Source organism: Serratia sp. FDAARGOS_506, from assembly GCF_003812745.1.
In the GTDB taxonomy this organism is placed as follows: domain Bacteria; phylum Pseudomonadota; class Gammaproteobacteria; order Enterobacterales; family Enterobacteriaceae; genus Serratia.
The window spans coordinates 4,723,596-4,749,073 of sequence record NZ_CP033831.1 but is presented as its reverse complement, the minus strand read 5'-3'; the positions used below and the strand labels follow the sequence as shown (position 1 = coordinate 4,749,073).

Below are 25,478 nucleotides of genomic sequence, written 5' to 3'. Positions count from 1 at the left end.
GTGATTGTAGACAACTCTGTCTACATGCGCTAGCGTAATGTTGTAGACAGAGTTGTCTACATGCCTTCACTCAGGAGATGAATATGAGCATTAAACCCCCATTGCCGCCTTTTACCCGCGAGTCCGCCATCGAGAAGGTGCGGCTGGCGGAGGATGCCTGGAACAGCCGCGATCCCGAACGCGTATCGCAGGTATATTCCCTCGATACCCACTGGCGTAACCGCGCGGAGTTTGTCGACGGCCGCGCGGCGGTGGTCGCATTTTTGCAACGCAAATGGGCGAAAGAGTTGGAGTATCGGCTAATTAAGGAATTGTGGGCGTTTGATGGCGCGCGTATTGCGGTGCGCTTCGCCTATGAATGGCGCGACGATTCCGGCAACTGGTATCGCAGCTTCGGCAACGAAAACTGGGAGTTCAATCAGGAGGGGCTGATGATTAACCGCCATGCCTGCATCAACGATATGCCGATCCGCGAACAGGATCGGCGTTTTCACTGGCCGCTCGGACGGCGCCCGGAAGATGTCCCGGCGCTGAGCGATTTCGGCTTTTGAATCTGATGCCGCGCCCGCGATGGCCGCTCGTGAGAAAAAGCGCACCGATCGACAAAGGGGCATTTGTAGAAAAGCCTTTCCACTTCTAGACTTAGGGGACAACAAACGCACTCCAAGAGGACAAGCTATGACGAAGAAGTTGGTTTTGGCCGTCGGCACTGCGGCGGTATTTTCCATTCTTGCCGGCTGCACCGCCTATGACCGCGCAACCAGTTATGTCAATGAGCCGGTGGTCAGCGATGTTAAAGTAGGGATGACCAAGCAGCAGGTGCGGGCTATCGCCGGTCCGCCGTCGACGTCCGCCACGCTGGTTCATGCGCAGGGCACTTGCGACACCTATGCGGTGGCGCCGCGTGACGGCAAAGTGCAAACGTACTTTGTCAGCTACAACGATACGGGCCATGTCATGAACAAGGGCTACCAAACCTGTTCAGACTACGATTCTCAGCCGAAATAATCGCGTTTCGGCCGACCCCAAAAGCCTCGCTTGCGCGGGGCTTTTCATTTTTTAAGCGTTTAAGGCCTGAAGTTTAGACAACCGCACCGGTTGTGCCATTTTTTTGCATCAAAACGATAGACATTTCATAACGGTATCGCTAATATCAGCGCCCATTGGAAGGATGGCCGAGTGGTTTAAGGCAACGGTCTTGAAAACCGTCGAGTGTAACAGCTCCCAGAGTTCGAATCTCTGTCCTTCCGCCAAATTCAGCCGGCTTAGCTCAGTAGGTAGAGCAACTGACTTGTAATCAGTAGGTCACCAGTTCGATTCCGGTAGCCGGCACCATGACAGAGGCCCCAGCAGCGATGCTGGGGCTTTTTGCTATGGTTCTTTTGTTAAGCGCCACGAGAATGAATTCCTCAGGTGGCGCTGAAGTCAACCGATAAGCATGTCATCGGCTTGAATGTTGACAGGAAATTACCGTAGCGCGACGGCTTTCGTTTGGTTGCGGCTAATAAGCATTTTGCCGAGTTTGATACCTGGTTTCTCAACAAAGTGGTACAGCAACGTTGCGATACCATAGGTGAGCGGGAGAATGATTCCTGCTGCAACAATGAACCGCATTACTGAAGAAAGTTCAGCAAATGATGCGTTTGAGAGCAAATAGGCAACGGCCGGTAGGACTATCAATAGGTGGAGCAAATAGACTGAGTATGAGACATCACCAAGAAATACGCTGAAGCGGTTTGTTAGAACCCAGCGAGGCAACCGCAAGACGCGTCCCCATTTGCTCTCTTCACTCCGAGTCCAAAGGATGGTGACCATCATTAAGATAAGACCTATTTGAGCGAGCAAATGGTATTTATTCAATTCGTTTGGCAGATACGCGCTACCCAGTACGGTTAATAAAGCAAAAAAGACATAGCGAACACTCTTACTGCGGATTGATTCAGCCATCAGCATACCCCCAATAAATAAATTCAGCTTTATGAGGATCATGGAGGGCATGGGGAATGCAGCAAAGTAGTCCGGTACTAAAAATTTGGCGAGTCCGCACAGCAAGATAACCGCGAGGCATGCACGGGCAAATCCCAGTTTCAAGACTGTCAACATGATGAATGGAAAAAGTAAATAGAACTGCATTTCCAAACCGATGCTCCAGTCGGGGAGCACCGTATTGAAGGAGTAATCAGGCAGAAAGCCAAACATAAAGGTGACGTGCGTAAATACATTCAAGAATGAATGATCGCTATAGCGTGAGCTGTTGGTTTGCGTTTCGCTGTAGAAGTGGCCAATGATGTCTCTGGCCTCACCGAAGTAGCTACCAAATACAATTGCCACAGCCAATAAGACGTAGTAAAGCGGTGCGATGCGAAAGAACCGCCGGGTCCAAAATTTTTTAAATGTCGATGAGTCGTTCCAAGGTTCTTGTTCTTTGCGTTCAACATAATTTTTGGCCATCAGGTAACCCGAAAGCAGAATGAAAAGATCTACACCGATTGCTGGATCAGAAAGGATTGGGACCTGGAAACGGGTTAAAATGCAGATATGACCCAAAACAACCCAGAGTGATGCCAAGCCGCGTAATCCTTCAAGTTCCTGCGACCACTTTTTAGCAGGCGCATAAGGAAAAGCCTCTAAATAAATTTTCATCAATGATTCCAATGGTGCCGGGGGGTTAGATAGTATGGCATGGATGTGCTATGGGGTTAGTTGGCAAAGTCGCACAGAGTCTGGAATTTTTCGCTGCCATGGACCTTGAAACTATTCAATTATGCGAGCGATAGTCGGCGAGTGGCATACATATATGAGAACTGCATACCCAGCAAGCCCCCGTGATTTTTGAAAGTCTTCATTTCTCAGAAAGAGAACAAGATAGTGTAATCGATAGATAAGCATGTTGCCATGCTGTCTTGTTCGTATAAAACAGCCTACTGATACTAGGTTCAGGCTTGGCTACTCGTCGGGGGGCTACGTTGAGGCCGCTTAGCAAATATCCGTGACCAGCCACTGATCCGCTTCTTCGAACATCTCTTCCAACATTCGGTTCAGCTTCTCTCGATCGTTTTTGCTGGCGTCGGAGTTCAGGCCGTTGGCCTGCATCGGCTTCACGCGTACCTCCGCCTCCGGGAATAGCGCATGTACGCGTTTTTCGAGCTCGTTGTGAATAATTTCGGCGGCGTTGGGCAGCCCAGCGACGTTGCGCTTGTCGTACACTAATTCTACAAACATGACTCACCTGTAAATACTGATTTAATGTACAGTATTTTGGCCTGAGGAAGGCCGGTTGGCAAGAGGGGGGTCGGAATTTTGCATGATGCGAGCATTCTTGCGCTGTACGCGGCCAAGCCTGTCTCTTCACTCGTTGAATCTTCAAAGGGCGCAGTTATCCTTGCGGCCTGTGTTTTTCTCCGTTCAACCCAGTATGTAGGGCGGTGGCGCCGGGCTGGGTGCTCCCTGGTGTTGGGGGCCCGACGCCACCTTTCTGGTCGCCGTTCTTGGCATAAAATCGCTCAACGCAGGTATGCGCCGGAACTCGGCGTTACGAGCGCTGACGCAGCTTCTTCGCGTTCTGACAGAGAAAAAATCCCGAGTGTTGGGCAATAGTCGCTCTATGAGCGCTGAATAAAGCATTCATCTCATTTTGTTTAAAATTAAACCGGGATGCGGTTTGCTCTCCAGGCTGGCTTCCGTGCGTTAAATTGCTGCGAGGTTAATGATCAGTATTTTAGGTTTCTCCCTCGGCAGCTATGGCGTGAATGTGATGAAGATATCCCGGGCGTTGTAAATCGCCTCTTAAGCTTGATGAACGAGAAATGAGTTAGCCTGCTCAGATGGCATTTAATAAGTAAATTGAATCATTTCAATAAAAACCAGTCACGTTCGCCAAGAGCGACGATTTTCAATAAAATAATTTTATTACAATAACTTTTCTGTGTTTTTTGTTCGTCTTTCGCCTCGAGTCATTGTCATGGCCACCTTGAAAGTGGTTTAATGTTTTTAATTAACTTTAATGATGCTAAAGTATAGGTTTAAAACATTATAATGCAACCAAACAACATTAAAATATCAGAAGAAAATGGTATGTCATTGAAAATGATAGGTGAAAACCTCACTTACCTCATGCGCATGCACGGGATTGACGCCAGTCGGTTGAGCAGCGAAACCGGGATAGGGATAGCCACCATCAATAATCTGAGGAAAGGGGTGGGGAATCCCACGATCGCCACGCTTGCGTCCATTGGTGAGTTTTTCAGCGTAAAAGTAGGGGAGCTGACTGACAAGGATCTAAGCGTCACAGGGGAGATCAAACACAATGTGAGATCGCTGCCGCTCATTAGCTACAGCGATGTAGAGCGTTTTCTGGCCAACACGATCAGAACGGCAGATACCTATACGACAGAAGTCGATGACATGACGGACGATTCGCTATTTGTGGTAGAGATAACGAATAATTCACTGTCGCCTGAATTAGACCGTGGAACGTATTGTGTGATCTCCCTCAAGGAGCCATTTTGTGATGGTGACATCGTCCTGGTTAAGCTGAAAAATTACCCAATATGCTTAAGACGAGTTTTTGTTTCTGACGACGACTTGTTGTTTACAAATATCTCACTAGATTCAGATAGCAGCGTGAAGTCCTATAGCGATTATGCGATCGTCGGTGTTCTATTGAAAACGATAAAGAGGCTGAAATAAATGGATTTATTTAACATAATGAGAAGGTTAAGGAAAATATACTCTCCCAGTTACCTCTATACGTTAGATCGCAGCGTGATCCGAACGGCGGATGGATATTGGCTTTTCAAAGAGTTTGGCACCCATACTTTCGTGAAAAAAAACTGGGGGCAACTGATCGAGGGCGATTTTCTAAGGCACGTTAACCCGAAAGACATCGCTTTTATCGCCGAGACCGAGTCTAAAATAAAAATCGCCTCGGCCAAACTGTCGATTCATGAAGAGAAACGAAACTGTATGTGGACGTTGAAAAACGGCGTTGACTCGATATCAATATCAGGGGCTGATTTCCTAAAGGATCGCGATCTTGTCGACAAAACCGAGTCCTTGGATGCGACGAAAATAGCCTTTTATGCCGGGGTAAAAGAAGGCAGAGCACTCTCTGCCTCTTTGAAAAATGCAAAGAAAAGCGACAGTTCTAAAAAAACAATACTGACGTTGATTAAATAAACCAGGGTTCGACGTGAATATGCTCATCGAACGTAATCACGCTGAAAGCCGAATTGTCTATGCTGCTGACATCGCTTGTGCCGTTCTTCCATTGCGAACAAATCGCCGGGGAAACAGAGATTAAGGTTTCCCCCAACTTTCTTTGGAATAACGTATGTGCATGGCCTGAGCCGATAAACTTAACGTTTAATCGTTGACAGAGGCTCAAAAGCTCCTCGGCATTGTTTAACATACAGCTATCAACAAGGGGGGTGCCTACAGGAATAGGGTGATGATGCAAGAAGACGGCGACTTTTTTATTGCCACTCGCGACTATGGCTTTTTCAAGCGTGTCGAGCGATTGCGTCGAGATCCTGCCGAAATCTTCGTTATCAACCACTGAGTCGATGCTGAGCATGCGCCATTCGTCATCTTCAAACAAGTTTATATCGTAGCTGCCGCCCTGTTTACGGGCTGCATCGTCCAGATTCTTTTTGTTGTCGTGGTTGCCTGGGAAAAAAAAGAAAGGTAGGGAAGTGCGGTTCATTATCTTAAAGAAGCGCTCATAAGAGGGGATATCGCCATCATGAGAGATGTCACCCGTCACAATGATTAAGTCGGCATTGATTTTATCTGCATTGGCGTTAATGAAGTCAATGGCACTGTCGAAATTAGCAAGATGCTTCGAAGCCAGCGTGCTTTCATTAGGCATAATATGTATGTCACTAATCTGAATTACTTTCATGCGAGACCCTGTTGATATTACTTAAATGGATTGTATGAGGTGCCCCAATCATAGTGATCGGTGTTTTCTATCTTCTTCACCCACTCTACTAAGGCGATGGCGAGCGGCAGCAAGACAATAGAAACGACAACTTTATAAGACCAGGTCGTGCTTATAATGTTAACCAACTCCATGAAGGTGTATTTTCCTGAAAGGCTGATCGGATAGGCAGTCAGCAACAGGGCGGCCTGTGTAGACATGGAGCCCACAATATATCGGATAAAGAAGTATTTGCCGGAGAAGATGATCTTCATCTTTGAAATAATAAATCCATTGACGAAATAAGCGACCGGGACGGATACCCAGGTGCCGAGCATGACTCGCCAGAACTCATGGTATAAAGAGTGGTAGTGCGTTGCTATGGCGTTGTATTCTGGCTGAATAACGGCTGAGAGATTAAGTATTATGACATATAAGCTTTGGCAAAAGACCATGATCCATATTGCTCTGACCGATAATTTATAGCCGTAAACCTCAGTAAGCAATGTGGAGATCAAGAAACACAGGGAGAATACAATGCCGCTGGCCGTTATTTTAAAACCATAGATATCAAAGACCTTATAAACCAACGTGTCGCAGGTGATCATAATGGTCACGGTCAGGCCAACAAAAAGGCCATAGAGCTTGAGATTTCCTTGCATTTTTATTCCTTATTTAGTCCGTGTTCTTCTGTTATTCATAATCCATACTTATTTAAAACGTCAACCAAGCGGCCAGATAGTGGCGCAATGATGCTCGAGCCATGTCGTATGGCCATCGTTTCTCTTTATTCAAGACAACGCCTCTCCTTTCCCTCACGGGGTTCCTGAAGGCGAAAGCGCTACGCTGGGTTTTGCGAAGAATGCTGATGGCCTGTTGGTTGAGAACAGATGACTTTACCGTAATTCATTAATATTTCTAATGAATATATTACCTGGATTGCGCTGTGTCAATCATGGGAAGAGGAATACGGGACGTTAACTTGATGAGGGCTTTGTGCGTTCACTCCCGGGGCGTGGGCGGCAGAGCCTGCAGCTGAATCACCAATTCGGCGAGGCTGGCGGCCTGCATTTTTTCCATAACTTTCGCCCGGTGAACCTCCACAGTGCGCAGCGCGATATTCAGCTGCTCCGCCATTTCCCGATTCATCATGCCCCGCACCACCAGATGCGCGATCTCGCGTTCTTTCGGCGTGAGCGTGCGATAGCGGCCGAGGGTTTCATGGCGTTGCCAGGCTTCGGCGGAGATGTTCTTCGCCCGTTCAAGGGCGGCGATCAGCGGCTCTGCGGCGATCGGTTTTTGCAGGAAGTCCACTGCGCCGTACTTCATCTGCTCCACCGCCATCGGCACGTCGCCATGGCCGGACAGGAACACCACCGCCAGCGTGCTGCCGCGCTGGCGCAACTCCCCGTAAACCTGGTGGCCATCGAGTTTCGGCATCCGCATGTCCAGCAAGACAATCCCGGTCTGAAACAGGTCGGCCTGCGCCAAAAAGTCGGTGCTGTCATTCCAGCACTGCACGTCGTGGCCGAGGCTGGTCAGCAAAAAATGGCAGGCATCGGTGACGGCGACGTCATCGTCCACCAGATGAATTAGCGGCATGGTTTTCCTCATTGTTCAATATGAAATGCAGCGTTACGCACAGCCCATTGCGGCAGTCGGGTGCGGGGCGGTTAGCCAGGCGGATTTCACCACCGCCATAGCGGGCCAGGCGCCGGCAAATAGCTAATCCCAACCCCATGCCGCCGGCTTTGGTGGTGTTGAAGGGGCGAAAAGCCTGTTCCAGCACGGCCGTTGTCATACCTCCCGCGTTGTCCTGCAGATGCAACTCAATCGCCCGTTCGCTCGCGGCGGCGGAAAGCCAGATGGCATTGGCTCCGGCCTGCGCCGCATTCAGCAGCAGGTTCGCCAGCAGCTGCTCCAGCAGCGCCGGCGGCAGGGTTAGCGTCAGCGAAGGCGTCACGTTGTTAAACAGTTTCAGGTCGGGATAGCGCTGCGTCAGGCGCAGCAGCGCCCACACCCGCTCGGCGGTTTCGTTTACCGCGGTGGGCCGCCAGCGCGTTTGGTCTATCGCCTCAGCGGTGGGCTGTGCCCACTGGCGCAGGTTATGAATCGTCTCGCCGCCGCGCTGCGCCTGTCGGTCGATGTTTTCCAGCGGCCCCAGCAGAGGATGCTCGGCGTCCGTTTTGCTCAGTTGGATCAGGCATCCCTGCGCATAGTGGCGAATAGCCGCCAGCGGTTGATTGAGTTCGTGTGCGAAGCCGGAGGCCATCTCCCCCAGCACGTTCAACTGCCTGGCGTTCTCCAGCGCCTGCTCCTGCCGCCGCAGTTGCTCTCCGGCATGGAGCAGCTGTCGCCCGCGCCGGCGTACCTGCAGCGCGATCCAGATATGGTTGACGATCAACAGCGCCAGTACCGCCAGCGACAGGCCAACGGCCGTCTGATGCTGGATCAGCCAGCTCTTGATATCCAGCCACAGCCGCCGCTGTTCCGGGTGCTGATTGACGGCGCGCAGCAGCGCTTCCACCTCGCTGGTCGAGGCCGGTGCGCCCCACTGAAAGGGAGACTGCGGCGGTGCGGTCAGCAAGGCTCTCGCCACCGCATCCACCAGTGAGTTATCCAGGCCGGGCAGGGCGGCGAACGACCAGTTGGGGTAAAGCGGCGTGCTGGTAACGCAGGGAACCGACGCGGCCTGTTGCAACAGCGGGCGAAAATCCGCCGGATTGATCAGGCCTTCCTTATCCATTTTCTCCAGCAGGCAGACGGGGACGATGGCGGCCTGGATGGCGCGTTCGCGCAACAGATAGAGCAGGGCGTCGGCAGGGAAACCGGTAAAGCGCAGGTGAAAATCGCGCTCGGGCCGTATGCCGGCGTCGCTGAGCGCCTTATAACCGGTCAGATAGCCGCCGAAGGCCTGCGGATCGATGGCGCCCACCGTTTTGCCCATCAGCGTCTGCGGCGTCGTGATGTCACTGTCGCGCCGCACCAGAATCACGCTGCCAATGATGTTGCCCGTCTCCCGATCGCCGTTGGCGGCGCGCAACGACGCCAGCCAGCGCAGGTGGTAGTGGCTGTTCAGCTGCACAAACTGCGCCGGATTAGTGACCACGAACTGCACGCTGCCCTGATTGACCGCATCGCGCATTTGCGCCAGATCGAGCGGCTGCAGGCGAAAGCGTTCACCGCTGACGCTGCCGTTGAGCCTGTCGATCAGCGGCTGCCAGTCTCGCGCGGTCGCCGCATCGCCGCGCATCGCCAGCACGCCGACCGACCACTCTCCCGCCTGTGCCGCTGCACCCCAACCGAAGGTGAGCAGCAGTAATAACACGATCCTCACGGCCCCTCCTGGTGGGCAATCTGCCTGCCGTCACTTGTTTTAGATCAACGTTAGGTTCGGTATGTGGTTAACCACAATAGAGCTGAGCCCAATGCCATTTTTACACTGTAAATCATCGACATTGTTTATTCATCTAACGGGCATCAATAGCGTGATCGGGGTGATGCCCAGGGCGGGGGAAAGGCGCATGGATTTCGGTAAACGGCAGTTTTTGCAGCGGCTGGGCGTGTTGACGGCGGGGGCTTCGCTGATCCCCATGGCGGAAGCCGGGCTGGCGTGGGCGCCGACGCGGCGCGAGGGGGATATTCGCCGCCGCTACGCGATGCTGATCGATTTACGGCGCTGCGTCGGGTGCCAGGCCTGTACCGTCAGCTGCGCCATTGAAAACCAGACGCCGCACGGTGAATTTCGCACCACGGTAAACCAGTATCAGGTCAGCCTCGAAGGGGAGGAAGTAGCGACCAACGTGCTGCTGCCCAGGCTGTGCAACCACTGCGACAACCCGCCCTGCGTGCCGGTATGCCCGGTGCAGGCCACCTTCCAGCGCGAGGACGGGATCGTGGTGGTCGACAACAAACGCTGCGTGGGATGCGCCTATTGTGTGCAGGCCTGTCCGTACGATGCCCGTTTTATCAATCACGCTACGCAAACCGCGGATAAGTGCACTTTCTGCGTACATCGGCTGGAGGCGGGATTGCTGCCGGCGTGCGTGGAGTCGTGCGTGGGAGGGGCGCGGATCATCGGCGACATGCGCGATCCGCACAGCACGCTAAGCAAGCTGCTGCGGCGCTACGAGGCCGAGATCAAAGTCCTCAAGCCGGAAAACCAAACCGCGCCTCATGTGTTCTATCTGGGGCTGGATGACGCCTTCGTCACGCCGCTGCCGGGGCGGGCGCAGGTCGCCTTATGGGGGGAGGGACGATGAGCCGCCAACTGATGATCGCAGAAGTGCTGAGCCAGCCGCAGGCGGTGAGTTGGCTGCCGTGGGCCGTGCAATATTTCTTTTTTATCGGCATCGCCGCCTGCGCCGCGCTGCTGGCCTGCGTGTGGCGCTGGCGCGGTGGGGATAACGCCGCACATCTGGAGCGCACGGCGCTGTTTATTGGGCTGACGTGCGCCATCACCGCGCCGCTGGCGTTGACCGCTGACCTGCACCAAACCGCCCGTTTCTGGCATTTCTACGCTTATCCGACGCCCTGGTCGTGGATGCCGTGGGGGGCGTTGTTCTTGCCGCTGTTTACCTTGCTGATCGGCCTGTGGTTTATCGCGATCGAATTTACGCGGCTGACGGGCAGACCGGTTGCGTTGTTGCGTGGGATCGCACCTGCCTGCGCGGTGGTGGCTATCGGCCTGCTGTTATACACCGGGCGTGAGGTTTCCGTTGTGCGCGCCCGTCCCATCTGGTTCAGCTACGGATTTCCGATCGTGATGTTCCTCAGCGCACTGCAGGCGCTCTTGGCCCTGTTGCTGTTGGCGATGCGCAAACGGCCCTGCCTGCAAGCGCCGCTGGCGCGCGGGACACTGCTGACGCTGTTGCTGCTCGGCGGGGCGATCCTGCTGTGGGTGTGCGGCGATACGCTATCCGGCGCGGCGGTTCGCCACTGGCTGCATACGCAGGCGACGGCGCGTCAGTATGCCGCCGGGTGGATCGCGCTGTGGGCACTGACGCTGGCGTGCGCCGCCTGGGTTGCCTATCGACGTTTGCCGCGCGGTGGCGCGCTGCTGCTGGTGGCCGGCGCGCTGGGGTTGAACTGGTTAATGCGCTGGACGCTGTTGATCGAGGTGCAAATCGTCCCGAAATACAACGCGTCTTATTACCCCTATAGCCTGCCGCTGGGTACCGATGGTTTGCTGGCGATCGTCGGCACCTTCGGGCTGTGGCTGGCGTTAATGATCATGGTGCGCGAAGCACAGGCGTTTTTACTGCGGAGAAAACAACATGGCTAAACTCACCCGGCGTCAGTGGTTGAAAGTGGGCCTGGCCTTCGGCGGGCTGTCCGCTTTTGGCCTGAGCTATCGCGAGGTCGCCAAACGGGCGATCGACGGTTTGATTCACGGCACCTCAGGGCGGGTGACGTTGGATCGCATCAACGGCAACTCCCTGCCGCCCGAAGGGCGGGCAATGCCGGAATGGCAAGGCAATCCGCAGCAGGCCATCTCGATGACCCAGTGTTTCGGCTGTTGGACGCAGTGCGGCGTGCGGGTTCGGGTGGACAGGCAGACTGGCCGGGTATTGCGCATTGCCGGCAATCCTTATCATCCGCTGTCTCAGGAACGGCACGTTGACTCGGCCTTGCCGCTGCAGGACGCGTTGGCGCAGCTGGGTGGCGAGAGCGGCCTCGACGCCCGTTCCACCGCCTGCGCACGCGGCGCCACGCTGCTGGAGGGGCTTTACAGCCCGCTGCGCGTGCTGGAGCCGATGAAGCGCGTCGGCAAACGCGGCGAGGGCAAGTGGCAGCGCATCAGCTTTGAGCAGCTGATCGCTGAAGTGGTGGAGGGCGGTGATCTGTTCGGCGAGGGGCATGTGGACGGCCTGCGGGCGATCCGCGACCTGGAAACGCCGATCGACGCCCGGCGGCCGGGGCTGGGGCCGAAAGCCAACCAGCTGCTGGTGACCAACGCCGGTGACGACGGGCGCGACAGCTTCCTGCGGCGCTTCGCCCAGAACAGTTTCGGCAGCAAAAACTTCGGTGCGCACGGCGCTTACTGTGGGCTGGCCTACCGTGCCGGCTCCGGTGCATTGATGAACGATCTGGACAAGAACCCGCATGTGAAACCGGACTGGGAACAGGTCGAATTCGCGCTGTTTATGGGCACCTCGCCGGCGCAGTCCGGCAACCCGTTCAAGCGCCAGGCTCGACAGTTGGCCAGCGCCAGATTGCGCAGCGAGTTCCGCTATGCGGTGGTGGCGCCGGCGCTGCCGCTGACCACCACGCTGGCGGACGATCATGGCCATTGGATCCCGGTGCTGCCGGGCACCGATTCGGCGCTGGCGATGGCGATGATCCGTTGGATCCTCGACAACCGGCGTTATCAGGCCGGTTATCTCGCCATCCCGTCGGAGGCCGCTATGCAGCGTGCCGGCGAGAAGAGCTGGACCAATGCCACGCATCTGGTGATCGCCGAGAGCGAGCACCCGTTGGCGGGGCAGCATCTGACGCTGGCCCATCTAAACGGCGTCGAGTCGGCGTCGCCGCTGGTGGTCAACGGCGCGGGGGAACTGGTGCCGGCCGAGGCATGCGACCGCGCCGAACTGTGGGTAACCCGCACGGTGACGCTGCACGACGGCGCGCAGGTGGCGGTGAAGAGCGGCTTCCAGTGCCTGAAAGAGGCCGCCGACAAACTGTCGCCGGAAGCGTATAGCCGGCAATGCGGCGTGCCGGTGGCGCGCATCGCGGCGCTGGCCGAGGCCTTTACCGCCCATGGGCGCAAGGCGGCGGTGATCGCTCATGGCGGGATGATGGCGGCGAACGGATTTTACAATACCTGGGCGGTGATGATGCTCAACGTGCTGATCGGTAACCTTAGCCTGGAGGGGGGAGTGTTCGTCGGCGGCGGTAAATTCAATGGTTTCGCCGAGGGGCCGCGCTATAACCTGGTCGATTTTCCCGGCCTGGTAAAACCGAAAGGGCTGAATATCGCGCGCAGCAAGGCCGCCTATGAAGCCTCCGACGAATACCGCGAAAAAGTGGCGGCGGGTGTTTCACCCTGGCCGGCCAGGGCACCCTGGTATCCGTTCGTTGCCGGGCAGTTGACCGAGCTGCTGACGTCGGCGCTGGCGGGTTATCCGTACGGGCTCAAAGCCTGGATCTCGAACATGACCAACCCCCTGTACGGTATTGCCGGGTTGCGCGGCGTGGCGGAGGAGCGGCTTAAAGATCCGGCGCGTTTACCGCTGTTTATCGCCATCGATGCGTTTATCAACGAAACGACGGCGCTGGCCGACTATATCATCCCGGATACCCATAACTTTGAGAGTTGGGGATTCAGCGCCCCCTGGGGCGGCGTCGCCAGCAAGGCCACCACCGCGCGTTGGCCGGTAGTGACGCCGGCGACCGCGAAAACGGCGCAAGGGCAGCCGATCTCCATGGAGGCGTTTTGCATCGCCGTCGCCAAACGCCTGGCGCTGCCAGGGTTCGGCGATCGCGCTGTCGGCGACGGCCAGGGCGGGCTGCTGCCGCTCAACCGTGCTGAGGATTACTATCTGCGCGCTGCCGCCAACGTGGCGTTTGCCGGCAAGGCGCCGGTGCCGGCCGCGAGGGCGGAAGAGCTGGCGCTGTGCGGCGTTGATCGCTTGTTGCCGCAGCTTGCGCAGACGCTGCGCGCCGATGAAATCGATCGCGTGGCGTTTATCTACAGCCGCGGCGGCCGCTTCGCCGATCATGACAGCGGCCGCCGCGACGGCAGCGTGGGCAACCGTTGGGAGAAGCCGCTGCAGATCTGGAATGCGGAAGTGGCGAAGCACCGGTATGCTATCACCGGCGAGCGTTTCAGCGGCTGCCCCACCTGCTACCCGGCACGTTTGTCGGACGGTCGCGCGGTGGAAGAGCTCTACCCCGAGCGGCAGTGGCCGCTGCGGTTGATGTCCTTCAAATCCAATGTGATGAGCAGCTCCACCGCGGTGATCCGGCGCCTGCACGACGTGAAGCCGGTGAACCTGGTGGCCCTGAACCCGGCGGATGGGGTGCGTTTCGGCATTCAACACGGCGATTGGGTGAGCATCAGTACGCCGGGCGGCAGCCGGGAGGTGCAGATTAGCTTGCTGGCGGGGGTGATGCCCGGTGTGATCGCGGTGGAACATGGCTATGGTCACCGGGAGATGGGCGCCAGCCAGCACTACCTGGACGGCGAACCGCTGGCGATGGATGAGCGCATTGCCGCCGGCATCAACCTTAACGATTTGGGCTTTGCCGATCCTACGCGCGAAGTGCCGAACACCTGGCTGGATTGGGTGACCGGAGCGGCGGTGCGCCAGGGTATTCCGGCGGCGATCGTTAAACTTTCCGCGTAAACGACGGACGAAAAAAACCTGCTGTAACAGCAGGTTTTCTTGAACTTGGTCGGCATGAGAGGATTATGCGCATCTTCGATGCTTGCCCTGCGGGCCGTTGCTAAAGCAACGTGGTCTCACTACGTTCGGCTCGAACCTCCTTCGGAGATTCTCATCCTCTCAACGTGAAGACGAAACAAAACCTGCTGTAACAGCAGGTTTTCTTGAACTTGGTCGGCATGAGAGGATTATGCGCATCTTCGATGCTTGCCCTGCGGGCCGTTGCTAAAGCAACGTGGTCTCACTACGTTCGGCTCGAACCTCCTTCGGAGATTCTCATCCTCTCAACGTGAAGACGAAACAAAACCTGCTGTAACAGCAGGTTTTCTTGAACTTGGTCGGCATGAGAGGATTATGCGCATCTTCGATGCTTGCCCTGCGGGCCGTTGCTAAAGCAACGTGGTCTCACTACGTTCGACTCGAACCTCCTTCGGAGATTCTCATCCTCTCAATGTGAAGACGAAAAAAAACCTGCTGTAACAGCAGGTTTTCTTGAACTTGGTCGGCATGAGAGGATTATGCGCATCTTCGATGCTTGCCCTGCGGGCCGTTGCTAAAGCAACGTGGTCTCACTACGTTCGACTCGAACCTCCTTCGGAGATTCTCATCCTCTCAATGTGAAGACGAAAAAAAACCTGCTGTAACAGCAGGTTTTCTTGAACTTGGTCGGCATGAGAGGATTCGAACCTCCGACCCCCGACACCCCATGACGGTGCGCTACCAGGCTGCGCTACATGCCGATGCTATGAAAAATCATACTACCGATTCCCGATGTTAATGCAAGCGCCTCGCCACTTGATTGCTTTAGTTTTAAGCAGTTAGTTGGCGATAAAGCGTTTTACATCGGTCAGCACCTGCAACAGCAGAGCAAGCTGCGGTTTCTCGTCTTTTATCTCTTCGCCGTTCTGATCGTAGACGCGATAGTTGCCGCTGTTGTCCAGCATCAGCGTTTGTGTCGGCGTGGTGATCACCAGCTGGTTGCCATCGCCGGTGGCGATCCAGTTGTTGCGGCGCTGGGCGGTGAACAGATCTTCGCCCTGCGAATAATCTTTCGGCGCGGTCTTCACGTGCAGTAACCGTTGCATCAAGGTGCGCATCACGTCGTTATGGCCGGTCAGCTTGCTGATGGTCTGTGCCGGGGTGCCCGGCCAATGGATCACCAAAGGTACCTGCAACTGCGCCTGATTGAAGGCGGAGCCGGCCCCCCACTGATCTTTGCCGCTGTCGTTGAATTCGACGCCGTGCTCGGCGGTGATCACCACCACGGTTTTATCCAATAGGCCGCGCTGTTTCAGGGTGTCCAGCACCTGGGTTATCTGGGCGTCCACGTCTTGCGCGCCGGTGCGATAGCGTTGGATAAAGTCGGCCGGCGCCGGGGTTTTGGCACCGTCGGCCGGCTCGGCGCCGCTGAAGTTGATATAGGAGAACCACGGCTCTTTGTCGCCCTGATCCGCCAGCCAACGTTGCCATTGCTGCGTGGTTTGCGCGTCGCTTTGCGGCGCCGGCGTCGGCAGTGAGAAGTCGGTCAACAGGGCCTGACGGTACAGGCTGGCGTTGAAGCCGTCGGAGGAGAACAACCCCAGCTGGTAGCCTTGATCGCTGAGCGCATTGATCAGCGCTGACGGCTTGCGGCCGGCGAGCACGCTGTCCAGATAGGTTGGGGAAATGCCGTAGAACAGGCCGAACAGCCCGGTATCGGCATGGTTGCCTGAACTGTAGTGATCGCTGAAACGCACGTTTTCCTGGGCGAAGCGCGTCAGCGCCGGCATGTCTTGCGCCACGTCTTTGGCGCGGATGCCGTCCACCACGATCATCAGCAGGTTATAGCCGCTGCCTTTATCGCCGTAGCTGAGATCGCTGAGCGGATATTCCACCGCCACCGCTTCCGGGTTGCCTTGTTGCACCAGGCGGCGCTCATACTCTTGCTGGTCGAGCAGGCCATGTTTTTCGAGGAACTTGCGCGCGGTCATCGGGTACGAGAGCGGCAGGTTGGCCCGCTGCATGGTGATCGGGCGATAGAAGTTGGCGTCAGCCCAGATATAAATCAGGTGCGAAGCGAAAAAGGCGCTGATAAACAGCGCCGCCAGCGGCTTGCCGAAACGGCGGCGATTCAGGCTGCGCAGCTTCTGCCAGCTCCAGGTGCCGAACAGCATCTCCACCAGGAAGATCACCGGCACGCAGATAAACATCAGCTGCCAGTCGCGTGAAAGCTCGCTTTGGTCCGGGTTGACCACCAGATCCCACACCACCGGATTGAGGTGCAGGTGGAAATGGGAGAACACTTCGCTGTCGACCAGCAACAGTGTGAGCCCAGCGGTGGCCAACGCGGCGGAAATAAATCGCAGCAGCCGCTGCGACATCACCACGAAGGTGAGCGGGAAGATCACCAGCAAATAGCCGGCGAACACGATAAAGCTGAAATGCCCCAGCAGGCTGACCAGGGCATAAACCCGGCCCAGCAGGGAGGCGGGCCAGTCGGTGACAAACAGGTAGCGGCTGCCCAGCCCAAGGGCGAGCAGAATGTTGAATAAGGCGAACCAGTGCCCCCAGCTGATCATCTGGGAGACTTTTTCACGATAACGCTGACGGTTTGTCACCATAAGTAAATATTAATGCGCTTTATCTTCACGGACAGAAGCCTGCAGGGCTTCCGCGAACGATCTCGCCAGGGTTTTCCGCTGCGCGGGGGCAACGCTGGTGTTGATCAAATTAGTGACCATGTTGCCCAGCACCATCAGGGAAAGATCGGTGGGGGTATGGTGTTTTTCCAGAACATTGACCAGCTCTGAGAGCAGTTGTTCAACGTGTTCGTCACTGTAACGGGATGATTGTGGCATAAAATTGCGCTTAGTAATCTGCAAAGTGCCCTATCTTACCGTATAGGACAGTGATTTTCCGCTCTTTTATCACTTCCTGTCATTCGGGAAATTGTTCGCCTGCGCCGGGGCGGCCCCTCGCCGCGCCTTTCCGGTTTGCCGCGGTTTTTTAGTATTGCAGGGCGGGGCCTTCAGTGTTTGAATACGCGCCTAAAGAACAGGAGGATTTACCATGAGTCTGGATATCGACCAGATCGCTCTGCATCAGTTGGTGAAACGCGACGAGCAAACGCTGGACGTGGTGCTGCGCGATTCCTTGCTTCCCACCAACGCGGCGGTGGAAGAAATGATGGCGGAACTGCATCGCGTCTACAGCGCCAAGAGCAAGGCTTTAGGCCTGTTCAACGAAGGCAGCGAACTGGCGGAAGCGCTGCGCACTTGCCGCAAGGACGATAAAGACTTTCTGGCCTTCAGCCGCGCGGCGACCGGCCGCCTGCGCGACGAACTGGCGAAGTATCCGTTCGCCGAGGGCGGCGTGGTGCTGTTCGGCCAATACCGTTATCTGGCGGTGGAATACCTGCTGATCGCGGTGTTGAACAGCCGTAACAGCATGCGCGTCAACGAAGAGCTGGATATCAACACCACGCACTATCTGGACATCAACAACGCCGATATCGTTGCGCGTATCGATCTGACCGAATGGGAAACCAACCCGGAATCGACCCGTTACCTGACTTTCCTGCGCGGGCGTGTGGGCCGCAAGGTCGCCGACTTCTTCATGGACTTCCTGGCGGCGTCCGAAGGGTTGGACACCAAGGCGCAAAACCGCGGGTTGCTGCAGGCGGTAGATGACTATTGCGCCGATGCGCAGCTGGACAAGAACGAGCGCCAGTCGGTGCGCCAGCAGGTGTACAGCTACTGCAACGAACAGCTGCAGGCGGGCGAAGAGATTGAACTGCAGGCGCTGTCGCAGGAGCTGTCGCCGGTTGGCGAGAAAAACTTCATGCAGTTCTCCAGCGAGCAAGGGTATGAGCTGGAAGAGAGTTTCCCGGCGGATCGCGGCACGCTGCGTCAGCTGACCAAATTCGCCGGCAGCGGTGGCGGCATCAGCCTGAACTTCGATGCCATGCTGCTTGGCGAGCGCATTTTCTGGGATGCGGCCACCGACACGCTGACTATCAAAGGCACGCCGCCCAACCTGCGCGATCAGCTGCAGCGCCGGACCGGCAGCGGCAAGTAAGCTTGCCGAATCGCAGACAATAAAAAACGCCGCAATTGCGGCGTTCTTTATTTCGGCGTCCCGAAAGGTTCGAAAACGTAGCGATTAAACGCGAACGAAGTCGATGTGAGCCAGTTTTGGCTTGAACGGGTGACGCTGTACAGCCTGAACCTTAACTTTGGTTTCTTTACCGTCGATAACCAGAGTTACTGCTTCGCTGTAGAATTCTGGTTTAGCTTCCATGTTCTTGACAGAATCATGATCCAATTCGATGGAAACTGCAGCTTCTTTGCCACCGTAAACGATAGCTGGGAATTTGTTTGCTGCACGCAGGCGGCGGCTCGCACCTTTACCCTGGTCTTTACGTACTTCTGCATTGATAGTGAACATTGTTTTTTCTCTTAAAAGAAAATTTACCCTGCTACAGGCGACCCAAGTAGCAAGTTCGGAATTCCGCTTTAACGCTGGGCAGGCCCAGGTAAAGCGCGCGGCATTTTAACGGAAAGCCGCCCGCAGGGCAACGAAAACCTGCCTAGATTGAGGGCCGTTCGCTCAGGCCAACTGATTGGCACGGCGGAAACGGCCTTGATAATCGAACACTTTCTCACGCACCTGCCAAAACTGCCCGCGTTTGCGCGCCACCACGAAATCCGGATGGCGCAGCGCCTGCTGTTGCGCCAGCACGTCGGCGGCGGTGTGCCAGGTGAAAGGTACACCCGGCGCGCGCTGATGCGGACGCAGGAACAGCATCTCGAACGCTTTGCGCTGCGCCGGCGTCTGCAGGCGGAAGCGCTCGCTGGTGCTGGTGCCGTCCTCGTCGTAATAGGTGGCCTTCAGCCATTCGCCCTTGTCGTCGCGGCCGCTTTGCAGCTCCATGCCGCCGCAGCGCAGCACCAGCGCGTCTTTCAGCTTCAGCGCCGCCTTCAGCATGTCGTCGGGATCAACCAGCACTTCCTGGCACTGGTGGCAGCGGCGCGCGGCGATGTCGTTCTCCGCGCCGCAGTGCGGGCAGCTCTTGAACCGAAAGCGGTAATCGCACTGCTCGCGGTGGCCGTCGTCGTCCTCCAACCAGCCCTGACAGCGGCGGCCGTAGTGCTCGATGATGTCGCCGTTTTCGGTGCACTTGCCCCAGAACAGGTTGGCGAAGCCGCAGGCCGGGCAGAATACCTGTACCGGTTGGCTGTCGCCGTGCGGCTTGCTGACGCCGACCTCCGGCGTGAACAAGTCGTGCGGGTTGCCGGCGTAGTCGAGGATCAGGCAGTCCTCCTTGCCGGGTGCCAGCCGCAGCCCGCGGCCGACGATCTGCTGATACAGGCTGACGGACTCGGTCGGGCGCAGGATAGCGATCAGATCGACGTGTGGCGCGTCGAAGCCGGTGGTCAACACCGCCACGTTGACCAGATAGCGCAGTCGCTGCTGTTTGAACGCCTCGATCAGCGCATCGCGCTCGGCAGGTGGCGTCTCGGCGCTGACCAGCGCGGCCTCGCCGTTCGGCAGCAGGCCGTGGATCTCGCGGGCGTGCTCGACGGTAGCGGCGAAGATCATCACACCCTTGCGATCCTCGGCGTACTCCACGATCTGGCTGATGATGTGCGGCGTGACGCGGTTTTGCCGCTTCAGCTCGCGGTTCAGATCCGCTTCGCTGAACAGGCCGTTGCTTCTGGCCTCCAGTCGGCTGAAATCGTACTGCACGATCGGCATGTCCAGCCGCTCAGGCGGCACCAGGAAGCCGTTCTTAATCATATAGCGCAGCGGCAGCTCGTAGATGCAGTCGCGAAACAGGCTGGCGCCGTCGCCGCGGGTGAAACCGTGGTAATGGTACTGGTAGATCCAGCCCTTGCCCAGGCGATAAGGTGTGGCGGTCAGCCCCAGCAGCCGCAGCTGCGGGTTGGTTTTCTGCAAATGCTGGATGATTTGCTGGTACTGGCTGTCGTCGTCGTCGCTGATGCGGTGGCATTCATCGACGATCAGCAGAGAAAAGGCGCCGTCGAACAGCGGCAGGTTGCGCGCCACCGACTGCACGCTGCCGAACACCACCTTGCCGGCGCTCTCTTTTTGCTGCAGACCGGCGGCGAAGATGTCCGCCTCCAGGCCGTAGGCGCAGTATTTGGCGTGGTTTTGTGCCACCAGTTCCTTGACGTGCGCCAACACCAGCACCCGCCCGCGGGCGCGCTTCGCCAGCTCGGCGATCACCAGGCTTTTGCCGGCGCCGGTCGGCAGCACGATCAGCGCCGGTTCGGGATGCCGACGGAAATGATTGATGGTGGCTTCGACCGCTTCCAGTTGGTAAGGGCGTAGGGTAAAGGCCATAAATGAACGCCGTGGGTTGAGATGGCCGTCGGGAGGCGGTTTTGTCACCGTTGTTTCCACAGAAACCGTGACGTTTTACTCCCCGGCAGCCGAAAAATTTCTATTATTATGCCTTCTGAGCGCGTGCGGTGCGAGGAGCGTGAAAATTACCTCTGTCGGGCAACGCGTTGTGCCGCTATACTCGTGTGACAGCAATCGCTGTTCCCCCACGCGATTTCCCCCCTGAACCTGCCATTTGCACCCGGTGCAACGGCGGGCGTCATATTTTGGCAATACGATCAATGCGATCATAACAACGACAGGCAAAGCAGATCCCATGCGATTGGACAAGTTTTTATCTCAGCAGTTAGGCATTAGCCGTGCGCTGGTGGCGCGCGAACTTCGGGCAAAACGCGTCACCGTGGACGGTGAGGTGGTGAAGAGCGGGGCGATCAAACTGACCCCGGAGCAGGAAGTGGCGTTCGACGGCAATCCGCTGCAGCAGCAGAACGGCCCGCGCTATTTCATGCTCAACAAACCGCAGGGTTACGTCTGCTCCACCGACGATCCCGATCATCCCACGGTGCTGTATTTCCTCGATGAGCCGGTTGCGTACAAACTGCACGCCGCCGGGCGGCTGGATATCGACACCACCGGGCTGGTGTTGATGACCGACGACGGCCAGTGGTCGCACCGCGTCACGTCACCGCGCCACCACTGCGAAAAAACCTATCTGGTGACGCTGGAGCACCCGCTGGCGGAAGACACCGCGCAGCGTTTCGCCGAAGGGGTGCAACTGCACAACGAGAAAGATCTGACGCGGCCGGCGACGCTGGAGCAGGTTGACGAGCGCGTGGTACGCCTGACCATCAGCGAAGGGCGCTACCACCAGGTGAAGCGGATGTTCGCTGCCGTCGGCAACCGGGTGATCGAGTTGCACCGTGAGCGCATCGGCGCCATCGTGCTGGATGACGATCTGGCGCCGGGCGAATACCGCCCACTGACCGAAGAAGAGATCGCCAGCGTGGGCGCGCCGCACCTGCAGGACTGAAAACCTATCATCGATTGCGGCCGATTAAGGAGTCGTGGAACGTGCAACAGAACCGAACCTCTCATCTCGGTTTGATTTTCATTTTGGGCCTGTTGTCCATGTTGATGCCGTTGGCCATCGACATGTACCTGCCCAGTATGCCGGTGATCGCCGCCCAGTTTGGCGTCGAGTCTGGCAGCGTGCAGATGACGCTCAGCGCCTATATGCTCGGCTTTGCCTTCGGGCAGCTGTTTTATGGGCCGATGTCGGACAGCCTCGGCCGCAAGCCGGTGATCCTGTGGGGAACGCTGATCTTCGCCATTGCCGGCTGTGCCTGCGCCATGGCGCAGTCGATCGACCAACTGATCGGACTGCGTTTCCTGCACGGCCTGGCTGCCGCCGCCGCCAGCGTGGTGATCAACGCCCTGATGCGCGACATGTTCACCAAGGACGAGTTCTCGCGCATGATGTCGTTCGTCATTCTGGTGATGACCATTGCGCCGCTGCTGGCACCGATGATCGGCGGCGCGCTGCTGCTGTGGTTCAGCTGGCACGCCATCTTCTGGACCATGGGCGCCGCGGCGCTGATCGGTTCACTGCTGGTGGCCTTGTATATCAAGGAGACGCTACCGAAAGAGCGGCGACAGCGGTTCCACCTGCGCACCACGCTGGGCAACTTCGGTTCGCTGTTCCGCCACAAGCGAGTGCTGAGCTACATGTTGGCCAGCGCCTTCTCGTTTGCGGGTATGTTTTCTTTCCTCAGCGCCGGGCCGTTCGTCTACATCGAGCTGAACCACGTTTCGCCGCAGCACTTCGGCTATTATTTTGCGTTGAACATCGTCTTCCTGTTCCTGACAACGTTGATCAATAGCCGCAACGTGCGGCGGTTCGGCGCGGTCAAAATGTTCAAACTGGGGCTGCTGGTGCAGTTGGCGATGGGGCTGTGGCTGGTGGCGGTGAGCGCCGTCGGCCTCGGCTTCTGGGCGCTGGTGATCGGCGTTGCGGTCTATCTGGGGTGCATCGCGATGATCTCTTCCAACGCCATGGCGGTGATCCTGGATGATTTCCCCCATATGGCGGGCACCGCCTCTTCCCTGGCCGGCACGCTGCGTTTCAGCATCGGCGCGCTGGTGGGGGCGGTGCTGTCGATGGCGCCGGGCAAGAGCGCCTGGCCCATGGTCACCTCGATGGCGCTGTGCAGCATCGTGGCGGTGCTGTTCTATCTTTACGCCAGCCGGCCGCGCGATCGCGCGGCCTGAGGTTCTCCCGATTCGGGGCGTATTGCCCTGAATCGTCACGGGTTGCGCCCTGCCATTTCAGGGGGCAACTGGCAATGAAAAATTTGTTGCTAAATATATGCCTGCTAATTAATTGGTCGTTTTCTCACCTGTGTGCTTTTTGTTAAAAAATCCCACTCTCACACCGCCCAATATTTCTCGCGAGGCGAAGCGTTATGCCGGCTGAGCGGTACGGGGGGTTTGTATTAGGATTGATGTAAATCAAGGTATTAGCTGGTGATGCTGCGCTAACGCGGTGGGGCAAATGTTTCTTCATTGTAAAAATATGGCGACGGAAAAGTAGTCGCATTGCAAGAAAAAAGAGTTGAGATCGCTGCGGGAAAGGGTTACATATAACGCAAAAATGCGAGCTGAGTCGCAAAATGCCGTGAAATAACACCGCACGGCGCGCCAAAAAATGGCACGACATCGGCAAGCACGGGGTCTGGTTAATGGCTTGCGGCAAAATTTACATTTAAATAACATTTGTGCGCGGCAGAGTCGGGAGTCAACGGCTATAACTTAGTAACCCTGTCAGGTAAAAGTGTTTCACCTTTTCAATCTAGGGATTTCATGTGGAGAGTATCCAACTTTCGGTAGTGCATCGCTTGCCGCAAAGTTATCGTTGGCTATCCGGTTTTACCGGCGTGAAGGTAGAACCGCTTCCGTTTAACGGAGTAGACGAGGATAACAACCTGATTGGGCTGAAGTTACTCAGCCATGAAGGGGCCGAGGCCTGGCAGGTTATGCAACAGCTCAATCTGTCGCTGCAGGAGATTCAGGTCGACTGCGCGATCGTCGAATGGGAAGGGGAGCCTTGCCTGTTCGTGCAGCGCAGCGACGAGAGCGCCACCATGTGCCGCCTGAAAAACGTCGGCGCCGCGATTGCTGAACCGCTCAGCGCGCAATACCCTTTCTGAATTCGCCGCTAATCCGCCAACTTCAGCAGTTGACGGGTATAGTCGGCGGCGGGCGCCGCGAAAATCGCCCGGCAGTCTCCTTGTTCAACCACTTCCCCCTGTCGCAGCACGATAACCTGGTGACATAGCGAACGCACCACCTGTAAGTCATGGCTGATGAACAGATAAGCCAGCCGGTGGCGTTGCTGCAGCGATTTCAGCAGCGTCAGGATCTGCGCCTGCACCGATTTATCCAGCGAAGAGGTCGGTTCGTCGAGGATCAGCAGCTGTGGTTGCAGGATCAGCGCGCGCGCGATGGCGATACGCTGACGCTGGCCGCCGGAAAACTCGGTGGGATAGCGATGGCGCAGCTGCGGATCCAGGCCGACCTCCTGCAATACCTCGATCACGCGCTGTTCCCGCTGCTCGGCGCTAAGCCGCTGGTGCACTTCCAGCCCTTCGGCGATGATTTGCTGCACGTTCAGGCGTGGGTTCAGGGCGGAGTAGGGATCTTGGAAGACGATTTGCATCCGGCTGCGGTAGGGCAGCATCTGCTTCATCGTGAGCGGGTGCAGCGGTTCGCCGTCGAACCAGATGGCGCCCCGGGAGGCCAACAGGCGCAGCAGCGCCAGCCCGGTGGTGCTTTTACCCGAGCCGGATTCCCCCACCAGCCCCACGCTTTCCCCGGCGTGCAGCTCGAAACTCAATGATTTCAATGCATAGTGATAATCCACCGTGCGGCGCAGCAGGCCGCGTCGGATGGGGAAGCGCACCTGCAGATCTTCCACCTTGAGCAGCGGCCGCTCGTCGCCGGCGCGCCCGTTGGCTGCGGCAGGCAGCGGCAGCGGCTCACCGACGTCCTCGGCGGCCAGCAGCTGCTGCGTGTAGGGATGCTGCGGCCGGCTGAACAGCTGCGCACGGCCGTTTTGCTCCACGCAGCGGCCCTGGCGCATCACCGCCACGTTGTCCGCCAGGCGGCGCACGATATTCAGGTTGTGGGTGATGAACAGCAGCCCCATGCCCATCTCCTGCTTAAGCTCTTGCAGCAGTGTCAGGATCTGCGCCTGGATAGTGACGTCGAGCGCAGTAGTGGGTTCGTCGGCGATCAGCAGTTTCGGGCGGGTCAACACCGCCATAGCGATCATTACCCGCTGGCGTTCACCGCCGGAGAGCTGATGCGGATAGTCCTGCAGCCGGCTTTTGGCCTGGCGGATGCCAACGCGCTCCAGGCATTCGACGATCTCTGCGCGCGCGGCTTCGCGCCGCAGGCCGCGGTGCAGCATCAGCACTTCCGCCAGCTGTTTCTCGACGGTGTGCAGTGGGTTAAGCGACACCATCGGTTCCTGAAAGATCATCGCGATCTGATTGCCGCGCACCTTGCGCAGCGCCGCTTCCGGCGCATTCAGCAACGAGTCGCCGTTGAACAGGATATCGCCGGTAGGGTAAACCACCGGCGGCGCGGGCAGCAGGCGCAGTATAGACAGAGCGGTGACGCTTTTGCCGGAGCCGGATTCCCCCACCAGCGCCAGCGTTTCCGCCGGCGCTATTTGCAGCGAGAGTTCGTTGACCACCGGCGTGACGGTGTCGCCCTGGCGAAAGGCGATGCTGAGATCCTGAATAGCGAGCAAAGGAGTGGCCATA

General features: G+C 57.2%; 22 protein-coding genes, 3 tRNA genes and 4 other RNA genes. 13 read left to right on the top strand and 16 right to left on the bottom strand.

The features are described 5' to 3' along the window. Positions 1 to 83: 83 nt before the first annotated feature. The 4 genes from EGY12_RS23015 (at position 84) to EGY12_RS23000 (ending at position 1,335) form a co-directional block, all read left to right on the top strand. Positions 84 to 551, top strand: a complete 468-nt coding sequence (locus tag EGY12_RS23015; RefSeq protein WP_123895500.1) for a nuclear transport factor 2 family protein — start codon at positions 84 to 86, stop codon at positions 549 to 551. A gap of 127 nt (positions 552 to 678) precedes the next feature. Beyond that, on the top strand, positions 679 to 1,008 hold the full coding sequence (gene osmE, locus EGY12_RS23010; RefSeq protein ID WP_123895499.1) for an osmotically-inducible lipoprotein OsmE: 330 nt from the start codon (positions 679 to 681) through the stop codon (positions 1,006 to 1,008). A gap of 157 nt (positions 1,009 to 1,165) precedes the next feature. Beyond that, a tRNA-Ser gene (locus EGY12_RS23005) sits at positions 1,166 to 1,253 on the top strand. A 6-nt stretch (positions 1,254 to 1,259) separates the two neighbouring features. Beyond that, a tRNA-Thr gene (locus tag EGY12_RS23000) sits at positions 1,260 to 1,335 on the top strand. Between the two features lie 132 nt (positions 1,336 to 1,467). On the opposite strand, the gene EGY12_RS22995 is transcribed toward EGY12_RS23000, so the two are convergent. Continuing rightward, on the bottom strand, positions 1,468 to 2,643 hold the full coding sequence (locus EGY12_RS22995; RefSeq protein WP_123895498.1) for an acyltransferase: 1,176 nt from the start codon (positions 2,641 to 2,643) through the stop codon (positions 1,468 to 1,470). 333 nt (positions 2,644 to 2,976) lie between these two features. Beyond that, the gene (locus EGY12_RS22990; protein WP_123895497.1) at positions 2,977 to 3,222 is read right to left on the bottom strand and encodes a DinI family protein; all 246 of its coding nucleotides are present in this window, start codon (positions 3,220 to 3,222) and stop codon (positions 2,977 to 2,979) included. Between the two features lie 852 nt (positions 3,223 to 4,074). On the opposite strand from EGY12_RS22990, the gene EGY12_RS22985 reads away from it, so the two are divergent. Continuing rightward, the gene (locus EGY12_RS22985; RefSeq protein WP_049269973.1) at positions 4,075 to 4,689 is read left to right on the top strand and encodes a helix-turn-helix domain-containing protein; all 615 of its coding nucleotides are present in this window, start codon (positions 4,075 to 4,077) and stop codon (positions 4,687 to 4,689) included. Further along, positions 4,690 to 5,178: a hypothetical protein gene (locus tag EGY12_RS22980; protein WP_123895496.1), complete on the top strand. Its 489-nt coding sequence runs from the start codon at positions 4,690 to 4,692 to the stop codon at positions 5,176 to 5,178. Here EGY12_RS22980 and EGY12_RS22975 read toward each other — a convergent pair. From EGY12_RS22975 to ttrS, 4 genes are all read right to left on the bottom strand, one after another. Continuing rightward, positions 5,171 to 5,902 (bottom strand): metallophosphoesterase, encoded by a 732-nt coding sequence (locus EGY12_RS22975; protein WP_123895495.1) that lies wholly within the window; start codon positions 5,900 to 5,902, stop codon positions 5,171 to 5,173. The two genes, EGY12_RS22980 and EGY12_RS22975, sit on opposite strands and share 8 nt — an antisense overlap. 17 nt (positions 5,903 to 5,919) lie before the next feature. Beyond that, the gene (locus EGY12_RS22970; RefSeq protein WP_123895494.1) at positions 5,920 to 6,582 is read right to left on the bottom strand and encodes a VUT family protein; all 663 of its coding nucleotides are present in this window, start codon (positions 6,580 to 6,582) and stop codon (positions 5,920 to 5,922) included. Between the two features lie 340 nt (positions 6,583 to 6,922). Continuing rightward, positions 6,923 to 7,522 carry a tetrathionate respiration response regulator TtrR gene (ttrR, locus tag EGY12_RS22965; RefSeq protein ID WP_123895493.1) on the bottom strand — a complete coding sequence of 200 codons (600 nt, stop codon included), beginning with the start codon at positions 7,520 to 7,522 and terminating at the stop codon, positions 6,923 to 6,925. Further along, complete coding sequence (ttrS, locus tag EGY12_RS22960; protein ID WP_123895670.1) at positions 7,494 to 9,248, bottom strand: tetrathionate respiration histidine kinase TtrS; 1,755 nt, start codon at positions 9,246 to 9,248, stop codon at positions 7,494 to 7,496. The genes ttrR and ttrS overlap by 29 nt, the downstream gene beginning before the upstream one ends. A gap of 196 nt (positions 9,249 to 9,444) precedes the next feature. Here ttrS and ttrB point away from each other — a divergent pair, with 196 nt between their 5' ends. Genes ttrB through ttrA form a run of 3 tightly spaced genes read left to right on the top strand, consistent with a single transcriptional unit; the run spans position 9,445 to position 14,268 of the window. Further along, the gene (gene ttrB, locus EGY12_RS22955) at positions 9,445 to 10,182 is read left to right on the top strand and encodes a tetrathionate reductase subunit TtrB (protein WP_123895492.1); all 738 of its coding nucleotides are present in this window, start codon (positions 9,445 to 9,447) and stop codon (positions 10,180 to 10,182) included. After that, positions 10,179 to 11,204 (top strand): tetrathionate reductase subunit TtrC, encoded by a 1,026-nt coding sequence (gene ttrC, locus EGY12_RS22950; protein ID WP_123895491.1) that lies wholly within the window; start codon positions 10,179 to 10,181, stop codon positions 11,202 to 11,204. Before ttrB ends, ttrC begins: the two co-directional genes overlap by 4 nt. Then, positions 11,197 to 14,268 carry a tetrathionate reductase subunit TtrA gene (ttrA, locus tag EGY12_RS22945; protein WP_123895490.1) on the top strand — a complete coding sequence of 1,024 codons (3,072 nt, stop codon included), beginning with the start codon at positions 11,197 to 11,199 and terminating at the stop codon, positions 14,266 to 14,268. Before ttrC ends, ttrA begins: the two co-directional genes overlap by 8 nt. A gap of 46 nt (positions 14,269 to 14,314) precedes the next feature. Here ttrA and EGY12_RS22940 read toward each other — a convergent pair. From EGY12_RS22940 to EGY12_RS22910, 7 genes are all read right to left on the bottom strand, one after another. Then, positions 14,315 to 14,444: non-coding RNA, RtT sRNA (locus EGY12_RS22940), on the bottom strand. A gap of 34 nt (positions 14,445 to 14,478) precedes the next feature. Then, positions 14,479 to 14,608: non-coding RNA, RtT sRNA (locus EGY12_RS22935), on the bottom strand. A gap of 34 nt (positions 14,609 to 14,642) precedes the next feature. Beyond that, positions 14,643 to 14,772: non-coding RNA, RtT sRNA (locus EGY12_RS22930), on the bottom strand. A 34-nt stretch (positions 14,773 to 14,806) separates the two neighbouring features. Continuing rightward, positions 14,807 to 14,936, bottom strand: a non-coding RNA gene (locus tag EGY12_RS22925) — RtT sRNA. A gap of 34 nt (positions 14,937 to 14,970) precedes the next feature. Further along, positions 14,971 to 15,047: transfer RNA gene (locus tag EGY12_RS22920), tRNA-Pro, on the bottom strand. A gap of 78 nt (positions 15,048 to 15,125) precedes the next feature. Next, on the bottom strand, positions 15,126 to 16,907 hold the full coding sequence (yejM, locus tag EGY12_RS22915) for an LPS biosynthesis-modulating metalloenzyme YejM (RefSeq protein WP_123895489.1): 1,782 nt from the start codon (positions 16,905 to 16,907) through the stop codon (positions 15,126 to 15,128). A gap of 9 nt (positions 16,908 to 16,916) precedes the next feature. After that, positions 16,917 to 17,144, bottom strand: a complete 228-nt coding sequence (locus EGY12_RS22910; RefSeq protein WP_004935782.1) for a YejL family protein — start codon at positions 17,142 to 17,144, stop codon at positions 16,917 to 16,919. 211 nt (positions 17,145 to 17,355) lie between these two features. Here EGY12_RS22910 and yejK point away from each other — a divergent pair, with 211 nt between their 5' ends. After that, positions 17,356 to 18,363: a nucleoid-associated protein YejK gene (yejK, locus tag EGY12_RS22905; protein ID WP_123895488.1), complete on the top strand. Its 1,008-nt coding sequence runs from the start codon at positions 17,356 to 17,358 to the stop codon at positions 18,361 to 18,363. Positions 18,364 to 18,447: 84 nt separating this feature from the next. On the opposite strand, the gene rplY is transcribed toward yejK, so the two are convergent. Further along, positions 18,448 to 18,732, bottom strand: a complete 285-nt coding sequence (rplY, locus tag EGY12_RS22900; protein ID WP_004935776.1) for a 50S ribosomal protein L25 — start codon at positions 18,730 to 18,732, stop codon at positions 18,448 to 18,450. Between the two features lie 162 nt (positions 18,733 to 18,894). Next, positions 18,895 to 20,652 carry a DEAD/DEAH box helicase gene (locus EGY12_RS22895; protein WP_123895669.1) on the bottom strand — a complete coding sequence of 586 codons (1,758 nt, stop codon included), beginning with the start codon at positions 20,650 to 20,652 and terminating at the stop codon, positions 18,895 to 18,897. Positions 20,653 to 20,968: 316 nt separating this feature from the next. Between EGY12_RS22895 and rsuA the strand changes: the two genes are divergently transcribed. The 3 genes from rsuA to EGY12_RS22880 all read left to right on the top strand — a co-directional run bounded on the left by rsuA (position 20,969) and on the right by EGY12_RS22880 (position 23,858). Continuing rightward, a complete protein-coding gene (gene rsuA, locus EGY12_RS22890) occupies positions 20,969 to 21,682 on the top strand; it encodes a 16S rRNA pseudouridine(516) synthase RsuA (protein ID WP_033648013.1) in 714 nt (237 codons plus the stop codon). 41 nt (positions 21,683 to 21,723) lie between these two features. Beyond that, positions 21,724 to 22,920 (top strand): Bcr/CflA family multidrug efflux MFS transporter, encoded by a 1,197-nt coding sequence (locus EGY12_RS22885; protein ID WP_123895487.1) that lies wholly within the window; start codon positions 21,724 to 21,726, stop codon positions 22,918 to 22,920. 593 nt (positions 22,921 to 23,513) lie between these two features. Beyond that, the gene (locus EGY12_RS22880) at positions 23,514 to 23,858 is read left to right on the top strand and encodes a YejG family protein (RefSeq protein ID WP_123895486.1); all 345 of its coding nucleotides are present in this window, start codon (positions 23,514 to 23,516) and stop codon (positions 23,856 to 23,858) included. Positions 23,859 to 23,866: 8 nt separating this feature from the next. Here the strand turns inward: EGY12_RS22880 and yejF are convergent, their stop codons facing one another. Further along, entirely contained in the window at positions 23,867 to 25,477 is a 1,611-nt protein-coding gene (yejF, locus tag EGY12_RS22875) for a microcin C ABC transporter ATP-binding protein YejF (RefSeq protein ID WP_123895485.1), read from the bottom strand. Between the last annotated feature and the right edge of the window lies 1 nt (position 25,478).